This is a genomic window from Microcystis sp. Msp_OC_L_20101000_S702, from assembly GCF_007095705.1.
Classification (GTDB): Bacteria; Cyanobacteriota; Cyanobacteriia; order Cyanobacteriales; family Microcystaceae; genus Microcystis; species Microcystis ichthyoblabe_A.
In genome coordinates this window covers 1-25,318 of record NZ_SFBO01000076.1, presented here as the reverse complement: position 1 = coordinate 25,318, position 25,318 = coordinate 1, and the positions used below count along the sequence as shown (strand labels likewise).

General features: G+C 41.5%; 20 protein-coding genes, 1 tRNA gene and 3 pseudogenes. 17 read left to right on the top strand and 7 right to left on the bottom strand.

Going from position 1 to position 25,318, the window contains the following annotated elements; genetic code table 11:
- Positions 1–141 (top strand): annotated as a pseudogene (locus EWV60_RS08325) (IS5 family transposase); the annotation flags it as partial.
- Positions 142–244: 103 nt separating this feature from the next.
- Here EWV60_RS08325 and EWV60_RS08320 read toward each other — a convergent pair.
- Positions 245–1,180 (bottom strand): hypothetical protein, encoded by a 936-nt coding sequence (locus EWV60_RS08320; protein WP_287231841.1) that lies wholly within the window; start codon positions 1,178–1,180, stop codon positions 245–247.
- 397 nt (positions 1,181–1,577) lie between these two features.
- On the opposite strand from EWV60_RS08320, the gene EWV60_RS08315 reads away from it, so the two are divergent.
- The 4 genes from EWV60_RS08315 to EWV60_RS08300 all read left to right on the top strand — a co-directional run bounded on the left by EWV60_RS08315 (position 1,578) and on the right by EWV60_RS08300 (position 4,019).
- Positions 1,578–2,285 carry an SIMPL domain-containing protein gene (locus EWV60_RS08315; RefSeq protein ID WP_002752792.1) on the top strand — a complete coding sequence of 236 codons (708 nt, stop codon included), beginning with the start codon at positions 1,578–1,580 and terminating at the stop codon, positions 2,283–2,285.
- A gap of 151 nt (positions 2,286–2,436) precedes the next feature.
- A complete protein-coding gene (locus EWV60_RS08310) occupies positions 2,437–3,360 on the top strand; it encodes an alpha/beta fold hydrolase (RefSeq protein ID WP_002752793.1) in 924 nt (307 codons plus the stop codon).
- Between the two features lie 42 nt (positions 3,361–3,402).
- Positions 3,403–3,777, top strand: a complete 375-nt coding sequence (locus EWV60_RS08305) for a hypothetical protein (protein WP_002752795.1) — start codon at positions 3,403–3,405, stop codon at positions 3,775–3,777.
- Positions 3,774–4,019: a type I restriction-modification system subunit M N-terminal domain-containing protein gene (locus EWV60_RS08300; RefSeq protein ID WP_002752797.1), complete on the top strand. Its 246-nt coding sequence runs from the start codon at positions 3,774–3,776 to the stop codon at positions 4,017–4,019. The genes EWV60_RS08305 and EWV60_RS08300 overlap by 4 nt, the downstream gene beginning before the upstream one ends.
- A 264-nt stretch (positions 4,020–4,283) precedes the next feature.
- Here EWV60_RS08300 and EWV60_RS08295 read toward each other — a convergent pair whose 3' ends face one another.
- Entirely contained in the window at positions 4,284–4,448 is a 165-nt protein-coding gene (locus EWV60_RS08295) for a hypothetical protein (protein WP_176721629.1), read from the bottom strand.
- Between the two features lie 648 nt (positions 4,449–5,096).
- On the opposite strand from EWV60_RS08295, the gene EWV60_RS08290 reads away from it, so the two are divergent.
- Positions 5,097–6,098: a pentapeptide repeat-containing protein gene (locus EWV60_RS08290; RefSeq protein ID WP_002737262.1), complete on the top strand. Its 1,002-nt coding sequence runs from the start codon at positions 5,097–5,099 to the stop codon at positions 6,096–6,098.
- 1,026 nt (positions 6,099–7,124) lie between these two features.
- On the opposite strand, the gene psbM is transcribed toward EWV60_RS08290, so the two are convergent.
- Entirely contained in the window at positions 7,125–7,232 is a 108-nt protein-coding gene (gene psbM, locus EWV60_RS08285) for a photosystem II reaction center protein PsbM (RefSeq protein WP_002745897.1), read from the bottom strand.
- Between the two features lie 273 nt (positions 7,233–7,505).
- Between psbM and EWV60_RS08280 the strand changes: the two genes are divergently transcribed.
- From EWV60_RS08280 to EWV60_RS08270, 3 genes are read left to right on the top strand one after another with little or no spacing between them, the layout of a single operon-like run.
- On the top strand, positions 7,506–8,525 hold the full coding sequence (locus tag EWV60_RS08280) for an AI-2E family transporter (RefSeq protein ID WP_287231840.1): 1,020 nt from the start codon (positions 7,506–7,508) through the stop codon (positions 8,523–8,525).
- A 36-nt stretch (positions 8,526–8,561) separates the two neighbouring features.
- The gene (locus EWV60_RS08275) at positions 8,562–9,419 is read left to right on the top strand and encodes an amino acid ABC transporter substrate-binding protein (protein WP_287231839.1); all 858 of its coding nucleotides are present in this window, start codon (positions 8,562–8,564) and stop codon (positions 9,417–9,419) included.
- Positions 9,420–9,431: 12 nt separating this feature from the next.
- Positions 9,432–10,838 (top strand): DUF2079 domain-containing protein, encoded by a 1,407-nt coding sequence (locus EWV60_RS08270; protein ID WP_287231837.1) that lies wholly within the window; start codon positions 9,432–9,434, stop codon positions 10,836–10,838.
- Here the strand turns inward: EWV60_RS08270 and miaA are convergent.
- Both miaA and EWV60_RS08260 read right to left on the bottom strand, forming a co-directional pair.
- On the bottom strand, positions 10,780–11,715 hold the full coding sequence (miaA, locus tag EWV60_RS08265; RefSeq protein ID WP_036396432.1) for a tRNA (adenosine(37)-N6)-dimethylallyltransferase MiaA: 936 nt from the start codon (positions 11,713–11,715) through the stop codon (positions 10,780–10,782). The two genes, EWV60_RS08270 and miaA, sit on opposite strands and share 59 nt — an antisense overlap.
- A 673-nt stretch (positions 11,716–12,388) precedes the next feature.
- Entirely contained in the window at positions 12,389–15,466 is a 3,078-nt protein-coding gene (locus tag EWV60_RS08260) for a hybrid sensor histidine kinase/response regulator (RefSeq protein ID WP_287231835.1), read from the bottom strand.
- Positions 15,467–15,572: 106 nt separating this feature from the next.
- Between EWV60_RS08260 and EWV60_RS08255 the strand changes: the two genes are divergently transcribed.
- On the top strand, positions 15,573–16,235 hold the full coding sequence (locus tag EWV60_RS08255) for a class I SAM-dependent methyltransferase (RefSeq protein WP_149107008.1): 663 nt from the start codon (positions 15,573–15,575) through the stop codon (positions 16,233–16,235).
- A gap of 111 nt (positions 16,236–16,346) precedes the next feature.
- Here the strand turns inward: EWV60_RS08255 and EWV60_RS08250 are convergent.
- Positions 16,347–16,433, bottom strand: a tRNA-Ser gene (locus EWV60_RS08250).
- Positions 16,434–16,495: 62 nt separating this feature from the next.
- Between EWV60_RS08250 and EWV60_RS08245 the strand changes: the two genes are divergently transcribed.
- The 7 genes and pseudogenes from EWV60_RS08245 (at position 16,496) to EWV60_RS08215 (ending at position 24,912) form a co-directional block, all read left to right on the top strand.
- Entirely contained in the window at positions 16,496–17,437 is a 942-nt protein-coding gene (locus EWV60_RS08245) for a homogentisate phytyltransferase (RefSeq protein WP_069474128.1), read from the top strand.
- 73 nt (positions 17,438–17,510) lie between these two features.
- A pseudogene (locus tag EWV60_RS08240) lies at positions 17,511–17,657 on the top strand (type II toxin-antitoxin system RelE/ParE family toxin); the annotation flags it as partial.
- Between the two features lie 8 nt (positions 17,658–17,665).
- Positions 17,666–17,995 (top strand): HigA family addiction module antitoxin, encoded by a 330-nt coding sequence (locus EWV60_RS08235; RefSeq protein ID WP_002735448.1) that lies wholly within the window; start codon positions 17,666–17,668, stop codon positions 17,993–17,995.
- A 26-nt stretch (positions 17,996–18,021) separates the two neighbouring features.
- Positions 18,022–22,215, top strand: coding sequence for an AAA domain-containing protein (locus EWV60_RS08230; protein ID WP_287231832.1), 4,194 nt, complete (start codon positions 18,022–18,024; stop codon positions 22,213–22,215).
- Between the two features lie 516 nt (positions 22,216–22,731).
- On the top strand, positions 22,732–23,100 hold the full coding sequence (locus tag EWV60_RS08225) for a 2Fe-2S iron-sulfur cluster-binding protein (protein ID WP_002752816.1): 369 nt from the start codon (positions 22,732–22,734) through the stop codon (positions 23,098–23,100).
- A 14-nt stretch (positions 23,101–23,114) separates the two neighbouring features.
- Positions 23,115–23,936: an inositol monophosphatase family protein gene (locus EWV60_RS08220; protein WP_002752818.1), complete on the top strand. Its 822-nt coding sequence runs from the start codon at positions 23,115–23,117 to the stop codon at positions 23,934–23,936.
- Between the two features lie 37 nt (positions 23,937–23,973).
- Positions 23,974–24,912, top strand: a complete 939-nt coding sequence (locus EWV60_RS08215; RefSeq protein ID WP_069474130.1) for a J domain-containing protein — start codon at positions 23,974–23,976, stop codon at positions 24,910–24,912.
- Between the two features lie 81 nt (positions 24,913–24,993).
- On the opposite strand, the pseudogene EWV60_RS08210 reads toward EWV60_RS08215, so the two are convergent.
- Positions 24,994–25,318: pseudogene (locus EWV60_RS08210) on the bottom strand (zinc ribbon domain-containing protein); the annotation flags it as partial.

The following is a 25,318-nucleotide window of genomic DNA, read 5'->3' as shown; positions in this document are numbered from 1 at the left end:
CATATTCATCGTCGTCTCAAAATATTTCGGATACTTTCATCAAGATACAGAAATCGCAGACGGCGATTTGGTCTGAGATTGAATTTGATTGCTGGTATCTACAATTACGAACTTCGTTACCGACAAAAGGATATATCTTGATTACTTTTGCAAGAGATCTAGTCTAGCAAAATAAGCAGGACATTTAAGAATGATTGTTCATCGGTAATTTTAATTGTCTGTTTTTGAGATTGGGATTGAAAGTTTAATTTTCCCTGAATCTTTCCAAAAGTTCTGAGCGAGATAAATTAGCCAGAGAAAGAAGTAAACCGGTGCGTTCGGAGATGGGAAGTTGGGCAATCCGTTCCACCAGACCAGATAATTCTGCATCTAGGCTGCCAAAGCGTCCTTCCAGAAGACTGGCTATCAGGGAAAGTTGTCCCTCTAAAGTGCCTTCTTGCTTTCCTTCTAATTTCCACTCTTCTCGTTGCTTTAGATAAGCTGGTGATAAGTTCATGATGTCCTCCTGTTCTTCTGGACTTAAATTATCTCTCAATTCTAAATTCTTGCGCCAGTTGGCCAGAATTTCCAGTAAATTCTCTTGGAAGGGATTACCTTCAGGCAATTGCACTAATTCTTCTACTGCTCGTTTCTGTGTCCCTCCTTTCCCTAGCACCCTCAACCATAAAGTCTCCTCATTGACTGGTAATTGATGGATGGCGACAATTCCTGTTTTGAACAGGCTAGGGGAAAAATAAACTCCTTTTCCCCACTCCTCTTTCATCCCCTCTTCTGGTAGGAATGAAGAGGGGATTCCCACGACTTCTTCAATCATTCTCGCTGAAAAAGTAGGCGTTAAAATCCAGAGAACTGGTAGTTCAGCTTCTGTTAGAGTTTTGCTTGTCCGTTTCGCCTTCCTTAAGACTTCGCCATGAACCGCGTATAACTTTGAGATGCAGCTGCGAATCTCTACCTCTGAGGGTGGGTTACGGAAGGGTTCAAATAAGCAGCAAGTCGCCGCCATTTTACCAAGTAACCCCAAGGGTAATTCAGTCCTTGATGCTGAACTGGCTGGTTCAAACCAGACATCGATTTCTTGGACTTCACTCTTGACTTTCTTACTCTTTTTAATCGTCCCTAGAGACGCTAAGAGTTCTTCTAAATATTCCTTGGCAAATTGGTCGTGAATTTGGCGAGTCATTGCAGGGGATAATTAAGCCGAGAAAGTGCATTAACAATCTTGTTAGATCATAGCAAGTTTTGAGAATTTATCTTTTTAATCAACAGCACCAGTGTGCGAACCAATCGGCTCTCTTATTCTTTGTGTGACAAGTTTAACTTATATAATAGCGATCGGTCTTTGTGTCCTTTGTGTCTCTGTGGTTCTTTACACTCACTTGAGCGCAAGACTGTATCTTAGAATACATTTTACCCACCAAACCGAAGAGAGTCACCAATCTTGCTTAAAGGCCCCTTTTCAAGTTCCCAGAGCTTAGTCACCAATATTGCGAAAGTGACGGAAAAGGGATAATCTTGCGATCAATTGCCCAAAAAAAAGGCTAGAATCGAAATATAGTATCGATCGCTAGAGATTTTTCATGAATTACAAAAAATTTTGCTTGGCTTTTTTGCTGTCCCTTATCCTCATCAACACTGGATTAGTTATGCCTAGTTACGCAGACGCAAGAGAATTGAGAACAATTACCGTAACGGGGGAAGGAATAGAAAATATCGCCACTTCTCAAGCAATAGTGCGCTTAGGGGTAGAAGTTCAAGGCAAAGAAGCGGGGAAAGTGCAGCAGGAAACCGCCAATCGTAGCGATGCGGTGGTTAAATTTCTCCGTTCCCGTCAAGTGGAAAAATTGGAAACCACTGGCATCAGTTTACAGCCCAATTACGACTTCAGCAACAATCAAAGACGTTTAATCGGTTATATCGGGGCTAATTTGATTAGTTTTCAGATTGATATAGCCCAAGCGGGGAGTTTAATCGATGAAGCGGTGAAAGTCGGGGCAACACGCATCGATGGGGTCAGTTTTACTGCTGGAGAGTCAGCGATCGCAGCTGCCCAAAGAACCGCTCTCATCAAAGCCACGGAACAAGCTAGAGAACAGGCTACAATCGTGTTACAAGCCCTCGGTTTAGTGCCGAAAGAAACGGTTTCTATCCAAGTGGGTAATACCAGTAATCCCGTGCCAATAGCCCGCTCAGAAGCGGTTTTTCGGAGTGCCGATGCTGCCAGTAGCCCAGTTATCGGAGGGGAACAAACCCTGCGCGCTGCTGTCACCCTCGAAATTAGCTATTAAAATAACCTTTAGCTATCAGTTAAGCTGTACTGTATTTAAACTGCCTATTGAGTATTTTAGTACAAATGCTGAAACTCTCTCTCCTCGCTCTCCTGCTCATAGACAGTCCTAACGAGTAATTTAGATAGTCAACAGCTTAAAATCAGCACCGATGCTCGGAAAATCTAGAAAACTTTCGCCCTCATCCGTGAATTATCCCAACTTTTTACCCACTGTTAGGGAGGGATTGAGTGAAGATACCTCCCTTGCTCTCCTCGAAAATATCCAACAAATTGCCATCGATAGCCCCATCTATCCTCGATCGATTCTAACTACCTATAGTCAACAAGGGCAAGGTCAACCGCCTTTTCTCCTCCTGCACGGTTTTGATAGTTCCCTGCTGGAATTTCGGCGTTTACTACCTTTACTCGCCCAAAATAGGGAAACTTGGGCGATAGATCTGCTCGGCTTTGGTTTTACTGAGCGATACCCAGATTTACAAGTATCTCCGAAAACTATTAAAAGCCATCTTTACCATTTCTGGCAAACTGCGATCGCTAAACCGATGATTTTAGTCGGTGCTTCCATGGGGGGTGCAGTGGCCCTAGATTTTGCCCTCTCCTACCCGGAAATAGTGGCAAAATTAGTCCTGATTGACAGCGCAGGACTAGCTAACCCCCCAGTTTTGGGTAAATTGATGTTTTCTCCCCTCGATAAGTGGGCAACTAATTTTTTAGCCAATCCCCGCGTGCGTCAAAATATCAGTCGTACTGCCTATTTTGATGCAACTTTAGCCACTGTTGATGCTTGCACCTGTGCCAATCTGCACCTGAATTGTCCCCACTGGAGTGCGGCTTTAATCTCCTTTACCAAAAGTGGCGGTTATGGGGCATTTTTGCCGAAATTAAGCCAAATAAACCGAGAAACGCTGATTATTTGGGGAGAAAACGATCAAATTTTAGGCACAAAAGACGCGAAGATATTTCAGCAGGCCTTACCCAATAATCAACTGGTCTGGATTCCTCGCTGTGGTCATGTTCCCCACCTCGAAAAACCGGAACTTACCGCGGCCGCGATAGTTAAATTTGCGAACTAAAAACTTATAATAGGATTATTTGACCCTATAGTGCCAACTTTTATGAAATTTTTGCCGATCGCTCTCGCTACATTCAGCCTTCTGAGTTTATCTGTCAATATTCCCGCTACTGTAGCCACACAACAGCTTTTTTGTCGAGGCCGCATGAATAACGGTTGGTCCTATTCAGCAGAATTTATCAATGGACGTTTTGAGCGCATTCGCTGGACACGCTCCGGTCAACCTCCCCAAGTTTCTAGTCTTAGTTTTAAAAATACTAACAACAAAGGACAGCCGATTTATCGGGGCAGTTTATTCGCCGCAGTCAGTGTCACTCTGATAGACTTATCGAAAGGAGATGTCCGTCCCGGTTCGCAAATTTCCGTGGGAGTGGAAGAATGGGGTTGGTCGCGGGGAAACTGCGGTCTTAACAGATGAACAACTTCGGTGACAAGGTAAGTTTTATTTGGAGTATCGCGGATTTGATCCGCGATACCTTTAAGCGCGGCAAATATCAAGATGTCATCTTGCCTTTCACCGTGCTGCGTCGCTTCGACTGCGTGTTAGAGCCGACCAAAGAGGAGGTCTTAGCAGCCTATAACCATTACAAAGACAAGCTCGACAACCTCGATCCCCTCCTCTGCAAAAAATCAGGATTTGCCTTCTACAACCCCAAATAAAAATCATTTTGTCTTTGGTATAGTTAAACATTCAATATTGTCTTATCACTTTTTTGAAAATGATTTAGGATCGCTAATTATCTAAGCACAATTAATTACACATCTAAGCCACTACTCCGTCAGACTTCTGCTGTGAGTAAACAGTGAACTGAAAACTCAAATCCGATCCCTAATAGCTGTATCCCGTCTCCCGTCTCGGAGTCTCCTGTCTCGACTAGGAAACTAATTTTGCACGACTACTTATATTAAGTTGACGCTGATATTCTAGAAATATTCATTCTGGCGAAAAAACTCGGCAAATGCCACTAATATTGAGTCTTTCAGACTGTAGCGGCTGGCATTGCTGGCATTTCGAGGGTCAGTTATCCCAGCGATAACTAACTGGAAATAGTTCAGCATCCCCATAAAATTCAGTTGTTTGACTTCCATTCCCCCGAAACCCACTATTCAAACCCTTCACTTGATTTTGAAAGGCAAGAGTAAGACTGATTCTGTATTCTGTGCTACCGTTTGCCTTGGGAATTACTGAAAAGCCATTAACGCCTCTTGCCAAAACAGACCACAACCTGATAAACTTGTTAAACCAATGTTTCAGGGAATAAAATGGGGCGATTTACCCCTAAGAGGGATTGACTTTCACGAAGTTTTATGATTGCCAACCGGAAAGTCCCCGAAATCTGGTGGTTAAGAGTTTTAGCCTGTTGGCTACTGGACTGACTAAGCAGACCTAACAAATTCAACTGTATGATACCGAGTCAAGACATCGGCGAGGCAGTAGATTCAGTCAGAAAAACTGACGCACAAGACTTCTCTAATTTAATGCCTAGACCTGGCTGGTAACAAGTGGCGGGTTTAGGTAAAGGTTGTTTTTGGTATTGAACCCCGATTCTTGTGGTTATTTACCCGCTTCAGTAATTGCCAATAGGGATTTTAAGCCCATAATTGGTTGAAAATTTCTATTTATTCGCAAAAATCCCCAGTCGCTCCCTGTACTAATCTTAGAGATCGACTTCATGATCAGTAATTTTCCCCAACCAATTCTCTGGAAATCACCTTCCAGGACAATTTAGTTATTTTATGAGTAGCAATGCCTTAATCGATCGTGAACATCTAATCGAACTGTATAATCGAGGTGAACGCAACTTTGCGGAAGTCAGACTTAGCGGAGTCAATTTAAAGAGACAGTGTTTAAACCAGATTAACCTAAGTCATAGTTACTTAAGACAAGCCAATTTAACCGAAGCTTGTTTAATTAACGCTAATTTCAAGGCTGCTGACCTAGAAGAAGTCAATTTAAGCAAAGCTTGTCTTATCGATGCTAACCTGACTAAAGCCGCTCTTTCTGGGGCAAATTTGCACCAAAGTAACCTAAGCGGCGCAATTTTGAGTAATACTGTTCTGAAAAAGGCTGATTTAAGTTCTGCCTGTTTAATTCACAGTAGCTTACTTTTTGCTCAACTGTTCAAGGCGAATCTGGAAGCGGCTAATCTCACCTCAGCCACTTTAACCCATGCTATGGCGGAGAAAGCTAACCTAAAACGGGCTATTCTCACTCGTGCTATTCTTAGCTCTGCTAATCTTAGCCACGCTAACTTAAAAGAGGCTAACCTAATTCGAGCCTATCTCTATCAAGCTAATCTGGAAAACTGCCACCTTCAATACGCCGACCTCAGCTATGCCGATTTGCGCGGGGCGGATTTACGCGGGGCGGATTTACGTTATGCTAACCTAGAAGGAGCTAATCTGACGGGAGCTAACCTCAATTGTAGTGATTTTGAGGGAGCTAACTTAACCGGTGCCGATTTAAGCAAAACTGACGCGAATAAAGCCAATTTTCGCCAAGCTAACTTAACCGGTTGTAATCTTCTCGGCGCTAATTTAGCCTCCGCTAACCTTTCCGGTGCTAATCTACACCAAGCGGGATTACTCTTGAGTTATTTAGTGGGAAGCAATCTTAAACGAGCTAATCTCAAACGAGCTAATTTAATCGGGGCGATTTTAACCGAAAATAATCTTCTTTCCGCTTCCCTTGAAGAAACTATTCTTCCTAACGGTAGTCGCGGCAATCTCCTTTCCTAATATTCCTAGAAAAACCTGGTTGTAGAGACTTTTCCGCCAAGATTTCTATAACCGTGGGGTTTTTCTTCAGCAAAAGGGAGAGCCGGAGTTGGGAGTGGGAATTATGAATTATAGAACTCTTGAAAATTAGTTAAGTAGCTGGTTATAATTAAATTAAAAATGGATTTTAGGTTCGATCCCCCCTGCCCCTCTTGATAAGGGGGGTGCCGATGGGCGGGGGGATCCCCCCTGCCCCCCTTGATAAGGGGGGTGTATGACAACTTTTAACGCCTACCTACTTATATGTTATAATGGCGAGTTAACTAATTTTTTGGGAAAAATTAGTTAATTAGTGAATTGGTTCTAAATGAAAACCTGAAGTTTAACTTTTAACTCAAAACTCTTTAGATATGCTTTAATTTGGTTGTCAAAACCTCTTTATTTAAGCAGCACAAACTTTCTCAATTATGGTTACTAAGTAGTCGGACATAAATTCTGTTGTCTATCTTAAGAAATGTAAATTGCCGTAATTCTTACTGACGACCGACGACCGACTCCTTACCCCACAGTTAACTTTACTTTTTTCCAACTACTTATCAGGTATCTTCTTGATCAGAAATCACTTTATTTATTCACCCTTTTGCCTCTTGCCTCTTGCATAAGTGCTTGTCCTCATAAGTAGCCTATACTCAGCGGATTTAGGATCAGGTGACGAAACTGGTATTTTCCCCTAATTCAAGGGAAAAACCCCGCATGACTTCCAGAAATCACCGGGGTTTTTAGGAAGAATAGGGATAGGGAAGCAGGGTGAGAGCATCTCAAACGCTATTGACAATTGGCCAATTTTGTGATCCGCATGGGCATTTCAAGTGATACCAGTCAATCAAAATAGTTAGGAAATCGACCAAATGGGTCGATTTTTGCCTAACAATTGAGATGGCCAATTCTCCTCAAATATGCCTGAATCGCTCTCTGGGTAAGCAACTCACATAAAGTTCATTTTGTCAAGGCTTGTTAAGATGCACTTACCCTGGATAGGGAAGGAATTTAACCCTCGGTTTCCTCTCTGGTTTGGATAAACAGAATCAAGAGGAAAACGGTGGGGACTAGGACGAATAGGATACTAGCGATAAAGCCGAGATTATTTACTTGCATGAGTTAGCTCCCTCTGTGACAACGGATTTACATAAAGATTAACTCCTAGAATATCATCCTGGAGAAGCCAAGGCGTTGCTGATTTGAAAGGGAAGTGGGAAGTGGGAGGTGGGGAAGTGGGAAGTGGGGAAGTGGGGGAATGGGGGGAATGGGGGAATGGGGAGATGGAGAGAATAAATAAAAATAATCTCCCGAAGACTGAATCCTGAATCCTGACCACTGACGGCGGACTGCTGTATGATAAAATTTGTCCCGATAGGATAAATTAAGGTCGTGAAATTTGGTCAGTGGTTGGGGTTTATCTGTTTAATAATGGCTCTTTATGTATTGTGGCAGATTCGACAGCTGTTATTATTGATTTTTATGGCGATCGTGTTTACCGTAGCCTTAAATAGATGTGTGAAAGGATTGCAGAGATTAGGTATTAAAAGGGGTTTGGCTATTTTAATTACCCTGCTGACGAGTCTGGGAATTGCAATTTTATTTTTTATAATTATTGTTCCCCCCTTTATCGAACAGTTTCAAAAATTAATTGAACTTTTACCGCAAGCTTGGAATTTAGTCCGCAATAACTCGATTCAATGGCGACAACAATTTCAATTTGATTGGTTGCCATCCCTGCCTAATTTAACTGATTTAGTCCAGCAGTTACAACCTTTAGGAACTTTTGTTTTTAGTAACTTTTTTACTTTCTTTTCTAACTCGGTTGCGGCAATTTTGCAATTATTATTCGTGCTGGTGTTAGCAATGATGATGTTAGCCAACCCCCAACCCTATCGACAAGCTTTCTTAAAATTATTTCCTAACTTCTATCGTCGTCGTGCTGAGGAAATTCTTACCCTATCGGAAGCGGGTTTAGGTAATTGGTTGTTGGGAATTGCCATTAGTTCAACTATGGTAGGATTATTAAGTGGGTTCGGTCTTTTGGTTCTACAAATTAATCTAGTTCTCGTTCATGCTATCCTAGCAGGATTGCTCAATTTTATCCCTAATATCGGACCGACTGCTAGTGTGATTTTTCCGATCCTCATTGCTGTTATCGATGCACCTTGGAAAATTGTCGCTATTCTGATTCTCTATTTTATTATCCAAAATGTCGAAAGTTATTGGCTGACACCCACTGTCATGGCTAAACAGGTATCTTTACTACCGGCGATTACCCTAATCGCTCAAATTTTCTTCGCTCAAATGTTTGGCATCTTAGGTTTATTATTGGCTTTACCTTTGACAGTGGTAGTAAAAACATGGTTAGATGAATTATTATTCAAAGACATTTTAGATCAGTGGGATTAAGTCCATAACAAATCTTAAATAATCTCGGCAAAAACCATGAAATTAATCATTCTTACTCTCGTTATTTTATCTAATATTTTTGCTACTCTCCCAGCTAAATCTGAAACAGTGCTAGAAAAAATTAAACGCACGGGATTATTAGAAGTAGCGATGAGAGAAGATGCCATTCCGTTTGGCTATCGAGATAGTAATAATAATTTACAGGGATTGTGCTTAGATTTTATCCAATTGCTTAGAGAAGAACTCAAGCACAAATTAAACCTCCAAATCATCAGTGTCAAAATTTATAAATCGACTTTATTTAATCGCTTCCAGTTATTGGAAAATAAAACCGTTGATTTTGAGTGTGGTCCAAATAGTATCAGAAAAAATATACCTGATGGTGTCAGTTTTTCTCGTCCTTTTTTTGTCACGGGAACTCAGTTTTTAGTTCGGAGTGATAATCAGAAAAATTTTGACTTTTCTTCGTCCTTAGAAGGTATAAGTATTGGAGTTTTGCGAGATACCACCACTCAAGAATTATTAAGACAAAAATATCCTCTTGCTACCTATCAAGAATTTCAAGGAGTGACGGGAAGACTGCGAGGTATTCAAAGTTTAAGAAGGAATAGAATAGATGCTTTTGCTAGTGATGGGATTCTGCTAATTGGAGAAGCTGTCATTCTCGGTTTATCCTTAGAACAAGATTATCAACTTATCCCCCGCAATCCTTTAAATTGTGATTATTATGGTTTCATTCTTCCCGCTAATGATCCCCAATGGCAAGAGTTTATTAATGGGGTTATCGTCACCGGTGAGAACAGAAATATTTTTAAAGCATGGTTTACTGAAGTTGCTTCTTATTTTAGAGATACTTGGCAGTATTGTCGTAATAATCCCGAAAAATCCCAGTAAAATTTAACGATTATGCACAAAAAGAATGATTTATTTTGGTTAATTGGTTGCGCTACAATAATCCTGTTTATTTGCAGTGCTATCAGACATATTTTATTTCAATCTAATGCTCTTGATCTTGGTTGGTTCGATCAGGGAGTTTACTTAATTTCTCAAGCTAAACCACCGATTATATCTTTTGTTGATTACCATATCTTAGGCGATCATATCGCTTTTATTCTCTATCCTATAGCCTTACTTTATAAAATTTATCCTAGCGTTTATTGGCTGCTTTTCTTACAAGCTTTTTCCCTTTCCCTTGCCATTTTTCCCCTCTGGCAATTGGCAATACAAGGGGGATTAAAAGAAAAACAAGCTTATACATTAGCCTTAGTTTATCTGCTCTATCCCCTGATTTTTAACGTTAATCTTTTTGATTTTCATCCAGAAGTTATCGCAGTGCCAGCCATTTTTTGGACGGTTTTAGCGGCAAGATTAAATAATCCCTGGGGATTTTGTCTAGGAATTATTATTATTCTCGGTTGTAAAGCAATTCTCTCTTTAACATTGTTGGGAATGGGTATCTGGTTACTTCTCTGGGAAAAGAAAAAAATCCCAGGAATAATTGCTATGATTAGCGGCATTCTTTGGTTTATTATCACCACGAAATTATTAATCCCTCTCCTGACAGGAAAATCGGCAGTTATTGAAATGGCTGATTCTCGATATAGTTATCTAGGAGATAGTTTGCCAGCAATTATCTTTAATCTTTTCCTCAAACCCGATCTTGTCTTAGGAAAAATCTTTACTGGCAATAATCTAGAATACCTCATCCTATTAATTATTCCCTTAGTTTGGGGTTTATCTTGGCGCTATTCTACCGCAATAATTGCCGCTATTCCCGCACTCGCTTTAAATTTATTAGCAGATCATGCCCCACAAAAAAACTTAACCACTCAATATTCCCTGCCAATTTTGCCCTTTTTATTTCTAGCGGTTATCGCCACTTTAGCCCATAATGGTAACTGGTTAAAAAAACCTAAATGGATAATTACTTGGGCAATTATTGCCTTTTTTGCCCTAGCTAAATACGGCTATTTTTGGTCACTGTATTTAAATTCCCTCGATACTTGGTCCGCCACCCAAAAAGCTCTTACCCAAATTACCACCAGTGACAGTGTCTTGACTACTTCTAGAATTGCCCCCCATCTTACCCATCGGAAAATGATCAAATTAGCGATCGAAGGTTCCCAATCCCTAGATTTAAATCAATTTAATTATATTCTACTTGATCGCCGTCATCCCGGTTGGTCTAGTTCACCAGAACTAATTGATGATCACTTAAATAAACTGAATCAAAATGAGAGCTTTCAGTTAATCGTTAATCAGGATGATGTGTTTTTATATCGGGCCTTGACAACCCCTCAAGAAACAAAATAATTTTTCGTTCCACCAATTCCAATAAATTTTCTTTATCGACGGGAAACCAGACAATATTAGCATCGGCACGAAACCAAGTGCGCTGACGTTTGGCAAATTGACGGGTGTGGAGGATAATTAGATCGATCGCCTGTTCTAAAGAAACTTCTCCGAGGAGATATTGCTTAATCTCTGCATAACCCAAAGTCTGCAAAAGTGGCAAATCCCAACCGTATTTATCCCCCAAATTCTGCACCTCTGCTACTAATCCCCTTGTGATCATTTGATGAGTACGAACAGTGATCCGCTTGTCTAAACTTTCTGGGGAACAGTCTAAACCAATTTGTAAAATTGGATAAGTGGGGGGATTTTCTCCCTGCTGACTAGAGATAGGTTTTCCTGTCACATAAAAAACCTCTAAAGCGCGTAGAGTCCTGACCTGATCATGGGGATGAATTTTTTTAGCGGCCTCTTCATCTACCTGCATTAGAATTTGATAAAGATAGGATTGTCCTAAAGCTTGTAATTGCCGTCTCAAATCCGCTTGAGGAGAAACCCTCGGTATTTTTAAACCTTTGACAATGGACTTGATATAAAGTCCCGTACCACCGACCAAAAACAGAGGAGAATATTGGAGATTGCTGATTAAATTCTCAGCCTGTTCTTGGTACTGTGCTAGGGTAAAATTATCTTGAGGATCACAAATATCAATTAGATAATGGGGAATCCGCTGACATTCTTCTAAGCTAGGTTTAGCAGTACCAATATTAAATTCTCGATAGATTTGTCGGGAATCGGCACTGAGAATTACTGAATTAAACTTTTCGGCCAATTGTAGGGCTAAACTGGATTTTCCTGTGGCAGTTGCCCCACAAATAACAATCAGAATAGTTGACATACTCCCACCGTCAAGCTGCGCTGTGACGGGGGATTCTTGACCTATCACTATCGGAAATTGCTTGTTCAACGGGGAGCATCCCAGATATGTAATGAGTATAAATACTGATGGTTAGGAAGAGGGAGATAGAGGACAATTAGCCCTAAACTAACCATACCAGATGTAGGCATCATGAATGCTCAAGAAGAACTGCAATTACAAGAACATCTGCAAGCTATCGGCAAAATCCTCAGCAATTCTCAGTTTTAGACACAGCAAGCCTTTTAGGGATTTAAAGAACATTTTAAAGGGGGATTTTTGGCGCAACTTTGGGTGTACTATCACGTCAAAAGCCCGAAGACTCGTGAAATGAAATTCGCCATCCCATTGAATTTTACCCCGTATTATGCGAACTAACTCCCAAAAGCCTTATTACAGGGCAAATTTAGAATTGCTGGCCTATTTTCCCCATACTTTCTTCCTGAGCCCTGAAATGCTTATCATACTAAATCCGTTGAGTATGGACTACATATCAAGAGAGGCACTCAGGCAAAACGGAGAATAAATAATCAGTTTTTAATAACTGAATTTAGCATCAGTTGTACTTAATTTAAATGAATCAACCCTAGGGAGCAGGGGGGATCGAACCTAAAATCCATTTTAAATTTGATTATAACCAGCTACTTAACCTCAGCTAATCCACGGAACTTTCTTTCTGGATTAATACCTCACCAGCGATTAAACGTTGGGCTGCTGAAAGTAAAACATCCTCAATATAGGGCTTGACAAAATAACCTTTTGCCCCTTTAGCGGCGGCAAGATGCTGCATTTTTTGCGTCCCTGGGTAGGCAATTATCGCCACTGGTATCCCCTGAAGTTGTTCATCCTCTTGCAGACGAGAGAGTAATTCTAACCCATTCAGGCGAGGCATTTCGATATCGCAGAGAATCAGATCACAAGCTAATCCGGCCTGTAATTTTTCCCATGCTTCTAAACCGTCCTGGGCCTGTTCAATGCGATAACCAGCTTTAACCAAAGAAATCGCTAACATTTCCCGCACTATTAACGAATCATCGACAATCAAGACGAGAGGACTCGATTGTGCTAACAAATTAGCGGAATCACTATCAATAATCGTTGTATCGGAGGATGAAAGCTGATTAGAGGTCGCTTTAATACTATTAGCTAGTAATACTTCCCCCGCAATCATTCTTTCAGCTGCCGACAGTAAATCTATTTCCGTGTAGGGCTTGGTAAAATAACCACTGGCCCCTAATTTCGCCGCCACCTGACGATGACGTTCCGAGCCTCGGGAAGTCAACAAAGCCACGGGAATCGTCGCTAATCGGGGGTATTTTTGCAAATTAGACAGTAATTCCAGGCCATTCATGCGGGGCATCTCGATATCACAAAAAACGATATCACAGGGCAAACCACCGCGTAATTTTTCCCAAGCTTCTTGACCATCCCGAGCTTGTTCCACACGATAACCAGTTTTACTAAAGCTTAAAGAGAGCAATTCCCGAACAGTAATCGAATCATCGACAATCAGAACCATAGCCTCGGATTTTTGGCTAATTTCCACATCTACAGGCGGTACGGATTGGCGCCAAAGACCACCGTTATCGATACGCAGACGACCGCTGGCGATGTCGATCAACTCTAACACATCGCCGACGGGCATCACCGTACCATCGCCTAAAACCGTCGCCCCAGCAATCCCAGCCGTTTTCGGAATCGGTCCTTCAATCTGTTTGATCACGATCTCCTGTTCCCCGATCACTTGATCCACCTGTACCGCGAGGAGATTATTACCACCGCGCAGGATCACGATCGCAAAAGAGTCTTCCCCCTGTTTGCCGGTGTAAAAACTACCGCGACTAAGTTGTCGATTGTAGGAAAGCAAATCGCTCAAGGGTTGGAAAGGTAGTAAAGTGTTTTGCCAGAAAACGCAGCGCCGTCCCTCCCGATCCATTTGGATATCCCTGGCCCGGAAATCCCTCACATCTTCCACTCCGTCCATGGAGAAACCGATGCGAGCATGATTACTAACACAACAGAGGGCCTTACAGATACTCAGGGTTAGGGGTAAACGGAGGGTAAAAGTGGTTCCTTGGCCCAGTACCGAGTCAATAGTAATCGTCCCGCGCACATCGATTAAACTGGTACGCACCACATCTAAACCCACCCCACGACCGGCAAAATCATCGGCCTGATCTTTGGTACTAAAACCGGGATGAAAAAGAATTTCATAGACTTCTTGGGTACTGAGGTTTTGAGCTTCCCGATCGCTGATCAGGCCTTTTTCGATCGCCTTAAGTTTAACCAGATTAACATCAATACCGGCCCCATCATCACTAACGGTGATCACGGTTTGATTGCCCTGTAGGAATGCCCGAACCGAGATCGTACCGTGGACAGGTTTGCCTTTGGCCAGGCGTTCTTCGGGTGATTCAATGCCGTGGGTGATCGCATTGTTGACCAGATGGATCATGGGACTATTGAGATTTTCGAGGATCATCTGATCGATGAGAACACCCCCTCCTTCCACTTTTAATTTGGCTTGTTTGTGCAGTTTCAGGGAAATATCGTGAATTGCCCGGGGTAGATGATCGGCAGTTTGACTAAAGGGAACCATGCGCGATTTGGTCATCCCTTCCTGTAGTTGGGTGGTAGCCTGTCGCAGACTGCGCGTCACCTGATCGGTTTCATCGACGACAAATTGAAGATCAGAGGCCGATTCTCGCACTCGCACGATCAATTCGATCATCTCTTGGGATAATAAGTGGAAATCGGTAAAACGGTCGATCTCTAGGGCATCTAGTTCCCCAGTCATAGTCGAATTGCCCTGATTTTTTCCCTGAACTCCACCATAACCGATGGCACCACCAGCATTGCGACTAGCCAGTAAAGCCCCTTCTAGGAGGCTTCTTTCATAGAGATCCTGCATCCGAACGCCCACATCGCTGAGATTTTGGACGCAGGTTAGCAAATTATCTAAAAAGAGACGCAGGCGATCCTGTTCCTGTTCAAGGTGATTGCGTTTAACCACCAGTTCCCCGATCAGATTGCTGAGGTTGTCCAATTGTTTGATCGGCACCCGCATCGTCTGTTCAAAAGCTTTACCAACAAGGGGACGCAGGTTATTTAACCCGACCGGTGGATTGGTTTCTTCGAGGAGTTTTTCTAAATCCTTGAATTCAGGCTCTGGGGAGCTTTCCGTGGCAATTTCCAGTGATTCTAACCGTTGGAGAGGTTCTGTCGCGGCCAGAGGCTCCCCTGCTGTGGATTCCCAGAGGAAGACCTCTAGGGATTCAAAGATGTCCGGCAGTGGCGATTGCGCTGGTGGAGTGGGTTTTTCCAGAAAAGCTTCTAAGTCTTCGAGGCTGTCGTAAAAATTCGGGTTGCTGATGGTTATAATTGCCTCTGAGTCCTGGACTGTTGCATTTTCTAGCAGCAGCGATTCCAGATCATCCCAATCTTCGGCTTCTGACTTGGCAGCAGTCCCACGGGTAGAATGAAGATCATTAGTGGCGGTTTCTTCCCAATTGATGCTATCGCTAAAAAGTTCTGCTAATTCCGGTTCTAAGGGCAAGAAAGACAGGGTTTGGTCAAGAGAAGCCCCATACCTCGCCGCTGGCGGGGAAGTCTGCTCAAATAAAAAGCTAAGTTCGTCTAGGGTCTCGTCACCGTCGGTGTCTTTGTCTTCTAAACTCTCTAACAACTGTTCGAGATCTTCGTTAAAGAAATGATCCCAGTCGGGTTTCATCATGATTTGCTTCCTGCCAAGTCTTCCTTTTTGGTCAACCAATGCGCTCTCTCTAGCTTCAGATTACCCAGAATTTTACCCGATAAATCCATCCACTAGGAATTTTTTTATGGCCAATCAAACTCTTGGACTCGATCGACAATTTTATTCCTATTATCAATCTATCTGTCTGCGAGAATCTCCGATTTTAGCTCAATTACGTCAAGAAACTGCCTCTCAACCCCTGGCAGTCATGCAGATTGCCCCCGAACAAGGTCAGTTTATGGCTTTTTTGGTACAGGCGATCGGGGCGAAAAAAGCCCTAGAAATAGGGGTTTTTACCGGTTATAGTGCGCTAGTGGTAGCCTTAGCTTTACCCCCGCAAGGCAAGCTCATCGCCTGTGATCTGAGCGAAGAATATACCAGTATAGCCCGCCGTTATTGGCAGCAGGCCGGTGTCGCTGATAAAATCGATTTAAGAATTGCCCCGGCCCTGGAGACTTTAGATCAATTAATCGCCGGGGGAGAAAGTAATAGTTTTGATTTTGTCTTTATCGATGCCGATAAAAGTAATTATGATTGCTACTACGAACAGGCGTTACAATTGGTCAGAAGCGGCGGAATTATCGCTATTGATAATGTTTTTTGGTCAGGACGGGTAGCGACGGCCGATAGCAATGATAATCGCACCAAAATTATCCGTTCCCTTAATGCCAAAATTCAGCAGGATGAACGGGTCAATATCAGTATTATTCCTATTGGTGATGGTTTGACCCTGGCCATGAAAAAGTGAAGAAGTTAAGAGGTATTAGAAAAGCTTTTGCTCTTGCGGAAACCACCCAGGACAACGCTACATCCCTTAAGCTCCTTAACGACAGCACTAAGTTATAAGTTATCAGTTCAACGGAGAGGGTGGGATTTGAACCCACGTTAGGTGTGACCCTAAAGCAGATTTCGAGTCTGCCGCATTCAACCACTCTGCCACCTCTCCACAGGGTTTGAGTCTGGATTATTATTTTAACAGATTACTTGTCCTAGGATTGATTTTTTTTTATGAATCAAGCTCCTTTTCTTCCAGTTAACCATCCCCGGCCTAACTTTCTCGACCGGTTAGGGAGTCTCTGGAAATTTTCCCGTCCCCATACGATTATCGGCACTTCTTTAAGTGTTTTAAGTCTGTATTTGATTGCTTTAGGCAATATTAGCGATTTTTTTAGCCATTGGTCGGTTTTATTGCTCACTTGGACTGCTTGTCTTGCGGGTAATGTCTATATCGTCGGTTTAAATCAGTTGGAAGACATCGACATCGATAAAATCAATAAACCCCATCTTCCCCTAGCCAAGGGCGAATTTTCTCGGTTAACAGGCGGGTTGATCGTGGGTTTTAGCGGTATTTTAGCAATCATACTGGCTTTTATCGGTGGTTTTTGGCTGTCAATCACCGTGGGGATTAGTTTACTCATCGGCACTGCCTATTCCTTGCCACCAGTGCGGTTAAAACGCTTTCCCCTCTGGGCAGCCTTCTGTATTTTTACCGTCCGGGGTGTCATCGTTAATTTAGGTCTTTTTCGCCACTACAACACAGTTATTAATCAAAATCAGTCTATCTATCCCTCAGTCTGGGTTTTAACCGCTTTTGTTCTCGTTTTCACCGTTGCGATCGCTATTTTCAAGGATGTTCCTGACCTAGAAGGCGATCGCATTTACCAAATTACCACTTTTACCCTGCTGCTCGGCCCAGAAAAAATCTTAACAATTTCCCTCTTGACAATTTCTCTGTGTTATGCAGGTATGATTGTCGTCGGTCTCTTGGGAATAACGGGAATTAATTCTCCTCTGGCCATTGTCGCCCATCTGCTCCTACTTGTTCTTCTTTGGTGGCGTAGTCGCGGAGTAAATTTAGAAGATAAAAGCGAAATCAGCCGATTCTACCAATTTATTTGGAAATTATTCTTCTTGGAATACCTGATATTTCCCCTTGCTTGTTTAATATGAAAATATCTCCTTTTTTAGCGGCCATTCCCTCACTTTTGCTAGGTGGCACAAGCGCACCTAGTCAAGAAACCATCTCCGAATTCCACCAGGGAATAAGTTGGAGGCACTCCGAGGAGATAGGAAGGGGCAGTACAGCATCCGAATCAACGACCAGTACCGCATCTGTTTCGTTTGGACAGAAAGCGGACCTTCTCAAGTAGAGATAGTGGACTACCATTGAGGTGAAAGATGATCCGAGTACCAACCCATCGCGCCCCCAGCCATCCAGGAGAAGTTCTCCTTTATGATTTTCTGGAACCGATGAACCTGACACAGCGAGAGCTGGCTTTAAGACTTCACGTTCCTTACCAGCGAGTCAACGAGCTAGTCAATGCCCGACGAGGCATTACCCCCAGCACGGCACTCCGTCTGGCAAAGTTCTTCGGCAACTCACCCGATTTCTGGCTGAATCTGCAATTGCGGTGGGATATTTATCAGGTAAAAAAGAAGGAGGACGGGGAAATAGAGAAAATATCTCCTCTAAAGTGTTGTAAAATGACAAATTTTAGTGAATTATAATACAAACATTCGAGAAATCTACGAATATGCCCGACGAAAATACGGAGAACCAAGAAGCTCAAATGACAATGCCATTGGTTAGAGCTACTGACATTGCTGAATATATTCGTTATCAATCATGCGATCGCCGTTTCAAGTTAAAGTACAAAGATTATGAACTTGCCAAAAAAGATATTCCTTTTTCTGAGTTGATTTTTTCAACCTCTTTAGACCCGGTTTTAGAAGTAGAAGGTCGAAAAAGAGAGGATAAATGGGAGAAATCACTTAAAAAAGAAGGATTAGTAGATTTAATCCAAAGAGAGCAGAATTCTGGGAAAGACAAATCAACTAATTGGAATGACTTTGTTGAAAAGTTAACAAATTTGTCAGTCGGACAAAAAGCTTATGGACGAGAAATTGGTATCAATGGAAAACTGGGAGAATTTGAGATTAGTGGGCAAATTGATTTTGTAATTGTTTTTTGGGAAAATGAACAACCTAAACTGCGATTAGTTGAGTGTAAAGCGTCTCGAAAAGATAGAACTTATCATCGAGTACAAGTTGCTTTATATAGAATGCTTTTACGTCAACTGATAAACGATAATCCAATCACTATCAATGGAATAAATTTAAAGCCTAAAAATATTGAATGTGTTGTAGTTCGCATTGATGAAAATACTAATAAAAGTCAGGATATTATTAAATCTGAAGCTTTAAACCTAGATACAATAGAAGCTGATATTAATCGTTTAGTAGCTTCTGATGGTGTACTAAAGCGTATTGTTGAAACTGATTTAACTAATTTAGATTATCAATTAGACCAAAAATGTAGTGACTGCACATTGAGTGTTCATTGTTTAGCTGAAAGTGCAAGGCAAAGACGTTTAGAATTACTGGCAATAGATTCATCAGTTGTTAAATCATTGAATAAAGTAGGTATTCAAAATCTTGATGATTTAGCCAAGATTTACTTAAAAGGAAATCAAGCTATTCAACTTCAACAAGATATAAGTTTTACAGAGAATCTAGAACTGCTTCAATTAAAAGCCAAAACTCGTCGGCGGACTCTTCCTGGTGTAGACTTAGATACAGGAACCGATCAAGTGCAACAACTGCCAAAATATTCAGGTAACAGTCAACTTCCTGAACATAAAATTAATGGAGAAAGACTCATTCGTGTCTATCTTTCTGTTGAATATGATTATGTAGAAAATAGAATAGGTGCGCTGGCTGCTCATGTTACTAAAAGTGAGGGAAAATTAGACCCAAAATTTGAGCAAAATGCAGATGGTAAATGGCAACCAGATCCTAACATTAAAGAATATTTAGAAGAAGGAATTGATGAAAATAATAAACCTATTTTTAAAGAAAAAGAACTTGAGGGAGAAGATTTAATTAAATTTAAAACTTCAGCATGGACAGGAGATTATAAAGAAGATAATGGTTCTGAAAAAGAGTTAATACAAGGATTTTTATTAGAATTAGTTGGTAAGATTGCCAAGGTAGCTAAAACAGAACAAGCACCCATTCATTTTTATGTTTGGTCACGTCAAGAAATGACTCAATTAGTTGAGGGATGTTCTCGCGTTAATTCAGCACTATTGAGTCATTTACGAGAGTTACTAGGATGTCGAGAAAGTTTAGAACAACTTATTTACTCTTGTCTTTCCGATGAAGTAGATCGCCGTTATGCTTTAGGATGGACAGGTAGAGATTTAGCGGTTGTCACTTCTCTTAAGTGGTTTGGAAGACGTTACCATTGGAGACGGGAGATCAATGGAAGGCTTGTTAATTTAGATCAGGCTTTTTCTCAAGATATATTTGACTTTAAAAATAATTTAGAAATAGATGATAATAATCAATGGGCGACATCACAATCTCAAAATGTTCGTAAGCATCAGTTTGAAGTTAGACTAAGATACTTTAATTCTCTAAGTGCAGCTTATTGGCGTGCCTTATGGCGAACACTTCCTGACCCTAATGAGCCAACACTTCCCCCCAAGTTAAAAAGCTCCATTGAACGCTACAATCAAGCACAAAAACCGAATTATTTAAAAGAGTATTTTCGCGCTCGTACTCATGCTATCAGATGGATTGAAGAAGGAATTAGATTTAAGAATCCAGAAATAACAAAAAAATCTTTGACTATTGCTGATTTACCCGTTTTTAGTTTAGATGTGGATGCTGCCCAGGCAGCTATTGATTTTCTTCGTTTGGATCAGCACGTTAAGGTAACAGATTGGATTGCTAATCATTTAATACCACCTATCTACCGTGTTTCTTTAGGGAGAACAATACCTGTAAAAAATGTAAGGTTACAGGGTGATAATAGACTAACAGCAGAAATTAATCTTGATGGATATAATATTACGGCTAAAGTTTTACAAGCTAACTGTACCATTGATTTAGGTTCTTTCGTTAGGCTTAGTCCTAATTCTGAATATCCACATCAAGGTCAAACAATCAAACAACTTTTTGCGGGTGGAAGCACCTGTGTTGTAGAAGCAATTGACTGGGATAATGAAACAATTGAATTTGCCGTTAGACAAACAAGAAAGGCTGATTGTTATCAAATTCGTGGTCGTTTTTTCAAAAACCAAGAAGATTGCTATGATCATGCCACTATTGATGAAAGTCCATCGGATTTTATAGCTGGAAGGGTTGATCAAAAATTACAAAATGCTAAAGATAATCACATTTGTAAATGGTTAAATCCGCAAAATCCTCAAATCCCCCCACAAACTCCTATTTCGGAGAATGATTTAGAACAATATTCTAATCTACTTGAGACTTTACCGTTACCAAACAATCAAAAACTGGGTAAAGAGCAACGTCAAGCAATTATCAAGGGATTGAATACAAGAATTCAACTTTTACAAGGACCACCAGGAACTGGGAAAACAGAAACAACTGCGATCGCTACTTTTCTAAGAATCTTAGCACGTCGCAATGTTGGCGATATTGTTCTGATTACGGCTCATACTCATACGGCTGTAGATAATTTACTCTTACGTTTAGATAAATTGTTGCCAACTTTGCAAAAACACGCCACTAATTTGAACCTAAATGTGCCATCAATTCAACTTAGTCGAGTAGATTCTAGAGATCAAGATATTTTTCAAAATACAGATATAACGACTTTCTCTTCTCATCCTTGTGTTACTCAAGTTAATACAATGCGTTCAAATAGAGTTTTAGTTATTGGAGGGACAACTAATGCAATTTTAAAAATGATTAATAAGTTAAATACAAAACAAAAATTTTTAAGAGACTATCCTCAAGGTTTTAAAACAACTACTTTAATAGTCGATGAAGCAAGTATGATGGTATTTCCTCACTTTCTGGCTTTAGCTACATTAGTTAAAGATGATGGTGAAATTATGTTGGCAGGAGATCACAGACAACTCGCTCCTATTATTACTCATGATTGGGAAAATGAAGATCGTCCTCCTGTTTTACTTTATCAACCCTATGTCAGTGCTTATCAAGCTATTCAAAATCTTAAAGAAAACTCAGATATTGAAATATCTGATGAAGCAATATTACGTTCAGCTTTAGATTATACTCATCGTTTACCCCATGAAATTCGTGAACTTATTGCACGTCTTTATCGCAAAGATAACATTGAATTACAAGGAAAACCAAGAGATGAAAATATAAAACAAGATGAAATTACGGGAAATTGGGAAAAACTTTTACAGGGAAATCGAGGTCTTTATCTTGTTGTTCATGATGAACGTGAATCAAAACGTAGCAATCAAATTGAAGTGAAAATAATCAAAAATATTCTTGATGCAGGAGGAAAAATTCCTGATGGTTCTACTGCAATTCTTACACCCCATCGCGCTCAAAGATCGCTACTAAAAACCAAATTAGCAAATTATATAAATGCTGTAGATGTAATTGATACAGTCGAGAAAGTGCAGGGTGGTGAGCGTGACAATGTGATCGTTTCTGCAACAGCAAGTAATCCATCAGCAATTGGCAAGAATGTGGAGTTCATTCTTAGTTTAAATCGCTCAAACGTTGCATTTTCAAGAGTTAAAAAGCGTTTAATAGTAGTTTGCTCTAAAACTCTCCTAGACTATATTCCAAAAGAGATTGAACACTATGAAGAAGCAACATTATGGAAAGCTTTACGTTCTGAATGTACCGATACTCTGTTTAATGACAATATTGATAAGCATCAAGTACAGGTTTTGACAAGATCACTAAAAAGCCGAACTAAGGAAGGCGATTAAAGATAACCTTGCTGCCTTGATTGACTACTGGGCGATCGATTGGGATTATGACGGCATAACCTGATTTGATGCTGACTTGTAATTGATAATAACTGAGTAATGCAGTATTAAGAGACAGGCTAAATCCTTAGGAGAGATTTACAAAATTGTAACCAATCTTTTCAAATAGATAAATCGTGCGTCAATCTATTCCCAGCCTGAAACCTTATAATTCTCTCTCTCCTAAACGTTTTGTGAGAACTATTAACATTAATCAATTTCATTGTAATTTAAGAAAAGATGCTGATTTTTCGCCTATCTCAAGTGCGTAGATTTTTGAGGATTAAAGATGATGGTAGGAGATTCTTAGATTTAGGCAAATTCCCCGAAAACCGCCCCCTTTGTCAGGAAGCATTTATAGAGATTATGATGACTATTTGAGCAATGATTTATGATATAATCAAGACGGCTGACCAAAATAGCACCTAAATTCAGAACTATCTAGAATTACAGCTTTAATTTCCGCCTAACTAAACTATGACTAAATATCATCAAATCACCGTTAACAATCGTCAGACGGGCGAAAAAATTACCACCACCGTTCCTGAGGATAACTATATACTCCACAGTCTGGAAAAACAGGGCTATCAATTACCCTTTTCCTGTCGCAATGGAGCTTGTACCAGCTGCGCGGTCAGGGTATTATCAGGAGATATCCATCAACCAGAAGCGATCGGACTATCGCCGGAATTAAAAGCCAGAGGTTATGCTTTACTTTGTGTCAGTTATGCCCGTGGCGATATGGAAGTAGCCACCCAAGACGAAGATGAAGTCTATGAACTGCAATTCGGTCGCTTTTTTGCTCGTGGGAAAGTGCGTTTTGGTTTACCCTTAGATGAGGAATAGATTAGGGATTAATCGTGCTAGATACCAGCAGCCAATTAGAAAAATACTTAGACATTGCCAGCGAAGCCGCCCTAGCGGCGGGAACAATTATCCTCGATAATTGGGGTAAAATCGAGACAATAGAAGAAAAAGGGCGATCGGGCGATTTAGTGACGGAAATAGATCGTCGAGCGGAAACAGAAATTCTCAAAATTATTGGCCGTCACTTTCCCAAACACGGGTTTTTAGCGGAAGAATCGGGAAAACTGCCAGGGACCGATAGCGACTATCTCTGGGCGATCGATCCTCTCGATGGAACCACCAACTATGCCCACGGTTATCCCGTATCCGTCGTCTCTATCGGACTACTGATCGCAGGGATAGCAAAAGTAGGAGTCATCTATAACCCCTTTAGAAAGGAACTATTTCGGGCAGCCCAGGGTTTGGGGTCCACTCTGAACCGTCGTCCCATCCATGTCTCCCGGACCGGTGAACTAGAAAAAAGTTTACTGGTGACGGGTTTTGCCTACGATCGCTGTCAAACCTCCGATAATAATTATGCCGAATTCTGTTATTTGACCCATCTGACCCAAGGGGTACGCCGCAGCGGTTCCGCTGCCAACGACTTAACCGATGTGGCCTGTGGGCGCTTAGATGGTTATTGGGAACGAGGAATTAATCCCTGGGATCTGGCCGCGGGAGTTATTCTGATCGAAGAAGCTGGGGGTAAAATTAGCGCCTACGATGAGAGTCCTTTTTTGATAGAAACGGGGCGAATCCTGGCTACTAACGGACAGATTCACACCCCCTTAAGCCAAGCTCTGCAAAAAGCGGCCTCTTGGAGCTTTCAGTTTTAATGCGATTATCATTTTGATTAAAGTTAGGATACTCTCTATGACTTTTCCAATTTCCCAGGGATTATTTCAATATGATTTAATCGATCACTTCGCTATTTTAGGAGTCTCGATCGATGCCGAACAGGAGGAGATTCGCCAGCGTTACTTAAAAATCGCCTATAAACTCCATCCTGATACCTGTCGCACTTACACCCCCGATGAAAAGGAACAGGCTCATCAGTTACTTTCAAAATTAGTTAACCCCGCCTACGAACATCTGAGCCACGATCTATCTCGCGAAGAATTTCGCCTTGTTTTAGCACAAATGGGCAAGGCAATGGGGAGAGATTTGAGTAAAATCACCATCAGTAGCGAACCAGCTAGAAAACTAGCCCAATCTAGCGCTAACTACGAATTAGTCTATCAAAAAATCCTGCAATCTTTGGCGATCGATCAATATACCGCTCTGGAAAATACCTATCAGAAAATCGCCCAACTCAGTGAACTCAATCTCGTTTATCTGATCTTAACCGAAGGTCGGGGCAACAGGAAAACCACCCCGAAAGTCTTTATCTCCCAGGGCAATACTAACCAGTCCGAGTTAGTTAGAGCGACTGTAACCACGGCAGCCCCAGCTAAAGCGAAGGAATCGCCCCTAGAAGCCTATATTCGCCGCGCCCAAGCTTCTCTTGACGAAAATAACCCCGCCCAAGCTTTGCGAGAATTGCGCGATGCCCTGCGGCAAGAACCGGATAATGGCATCTGTCACGCCCTGATCGGTTTAGCCTACCTGCGACAAAATCAACTATCCATGGCCCGGGTTCATATTAATCGCGCTTGGCAAACCAACCCCAAAGATGCGACGGTGATTAGGAGCAAACGGGAACTAGATAAAGTAATTAATTCTAATACTGAAATGCCAGACCAGAAAGGACAAAAAGAGGAAGGAGAGCGCAAGGGCGGTTTTTGGTCTCGATTTGGTGGTAAAAAGAAATAGGACTGACCAGTGCCACCGATTTTGATTAGCAAACTCCCTTGACATCCTCGCCGCCGTAAAACGGACGGCGATTCCCAAACCTCACGATTTGGGTTTCTGCTTCTTTCCCGAAGGATTTTTCGCACCTGCCGCCCCAGATTTACTCTGTTCTGGTCTTATGGTCGCTCTACAGACTGACACCGCAAGCCCTGCGGCCAAAATATTTTTACTCGCGTTAATATCTCGGTCATGGTGCGTCCCACAGTCTGGACAATCCCATTCTCGAACATTTAACGGCATTTTCAAGGGCAATATACCCGCAATTACTACACTTTTTAGAGCTAGGAAACCATCTATCTATTTCGATGTAATTTCTACCGTACCAACGGCATTTATAGGCTAATTGTCGGGTGATTTCTCCCCAGCT

Coding starts and splice junctions, on each gene's coding strand:
- EWV60_RS08300 (WP_002752797.1), top strand. CDS start 3,774: ATGAACAACTTCGGTGACAAGGTAAGTTTTATTTGGAGTATCGCGGAT.
- EWV60_RS08235 (WP_002735448.1), top strand. CDS start 17,666: ATGATCCGAGTACCAACCCATCGCGCCCCCAGCCATCCAGGAGAAGTT.
- psbM (WP_002745897.1), bottom strand. CDS start 7,232: ATGCAAGTAAATAATCTCGGCTTTATCGCTAGTATCCTATTCGTCCTA.
- EWV60_RS08270 (WP_287231837.1), top strand. CDS start 9,432: ATGCACAAAAAGAATGATTTATTTTGGTTAATTGGTTGCGCTACAATA.
- EWV60_RS08310 (WP_002752793.1), top strand. CDS start 2,437: ATGCTCGGAAAATCTAGAAAACTTTCGCCCTCATCCGTGAATTATCCC.
- EWV60_RS08260 (WP_287231835.1), bottom strand. CDS start 15,466: ATGATGAAACCCGACTGGGATCATTTCTTTAACGAAGATCTCGAACAG.
- EWV60_RS08315 (WP_002752792.1), top strand. CDS start 1,578: ATGAATTACAAAAAATTTTGCTTGGCTTTTTTGCTGTCCCTTATCCTC.
- EWV60_RS08305 (WP_002752795.1), top strand. CDS start 3,403: ATGAAATTTTTGCCGATCGCTCTCGCTACATTCAGCCTTCTGAGTTTA.
- EWV60_RS08245 (WP_069474128.1), top strand. CDS start 16,496: ATGAATCAAGCTCCTTTTCTTCCAGTTAACCATCCCCGGCCTAACTTT.
- EWV60_RS08255 (WP_149107008.1), top strand. CDS start 15,573: ATGGCCAATCAAACTCTTGGACTCGATCGACAATTTTATTCCTATTAT.
- EWV60_RS08295 (WP_176721629.1), bottom strand. CDS start 4,448: ATGGAAGTCAAACAACTGAATTTTATGGGGATGCTGAACTATTTCCAG.
- EWV60_RS08230 (WP_287231832.1), top strand. CDS start 18,022: ATGCCCGACGAAAATACGGAGAACCAAGAAGCTCAAATGACAATGCCA.
- EWV60_RS08215 (WP_069474130.1), top strand. CDS start 23,974: ATGACTTTTCCAATTTCCCAGGGATTATTTCAATATGATTTAATCGAT.
- EWV60_RS08275 (WP_287231839.1), top strand. CDS start 8,562: ATGAAATTAATCATTCTTACTCTCGTTATTTTATCTAATATTTTTGCT.
- miaA (WP_036396432.1), bottom strand. CDS start 11,715: ATGTCAACTATTCTGATTGTTATTTGTGGGGCAACTGCCACAGGAAAA.
- EWV60_RS08290 (WP_002737262.1), top strand. CDS start 5,097: ATGAGTAGCAATGCCTTAATCGATCGTGAACATCTAATCGAACTGTAT.
- EWV60_RS08225 (WP_002752816.1), top strand. CDS start 22,732: ATGACTAAATATCATCAAATCACCGTTAACAATCGTCAGACGGGCGAA.
- EWV60_RS08320 (WP_287231841.1), bottom strand. CDS start 1,180: ATGACTCGCCAAATTCACGACCAATTTGCCAAGGAATATTTAGAAGAA.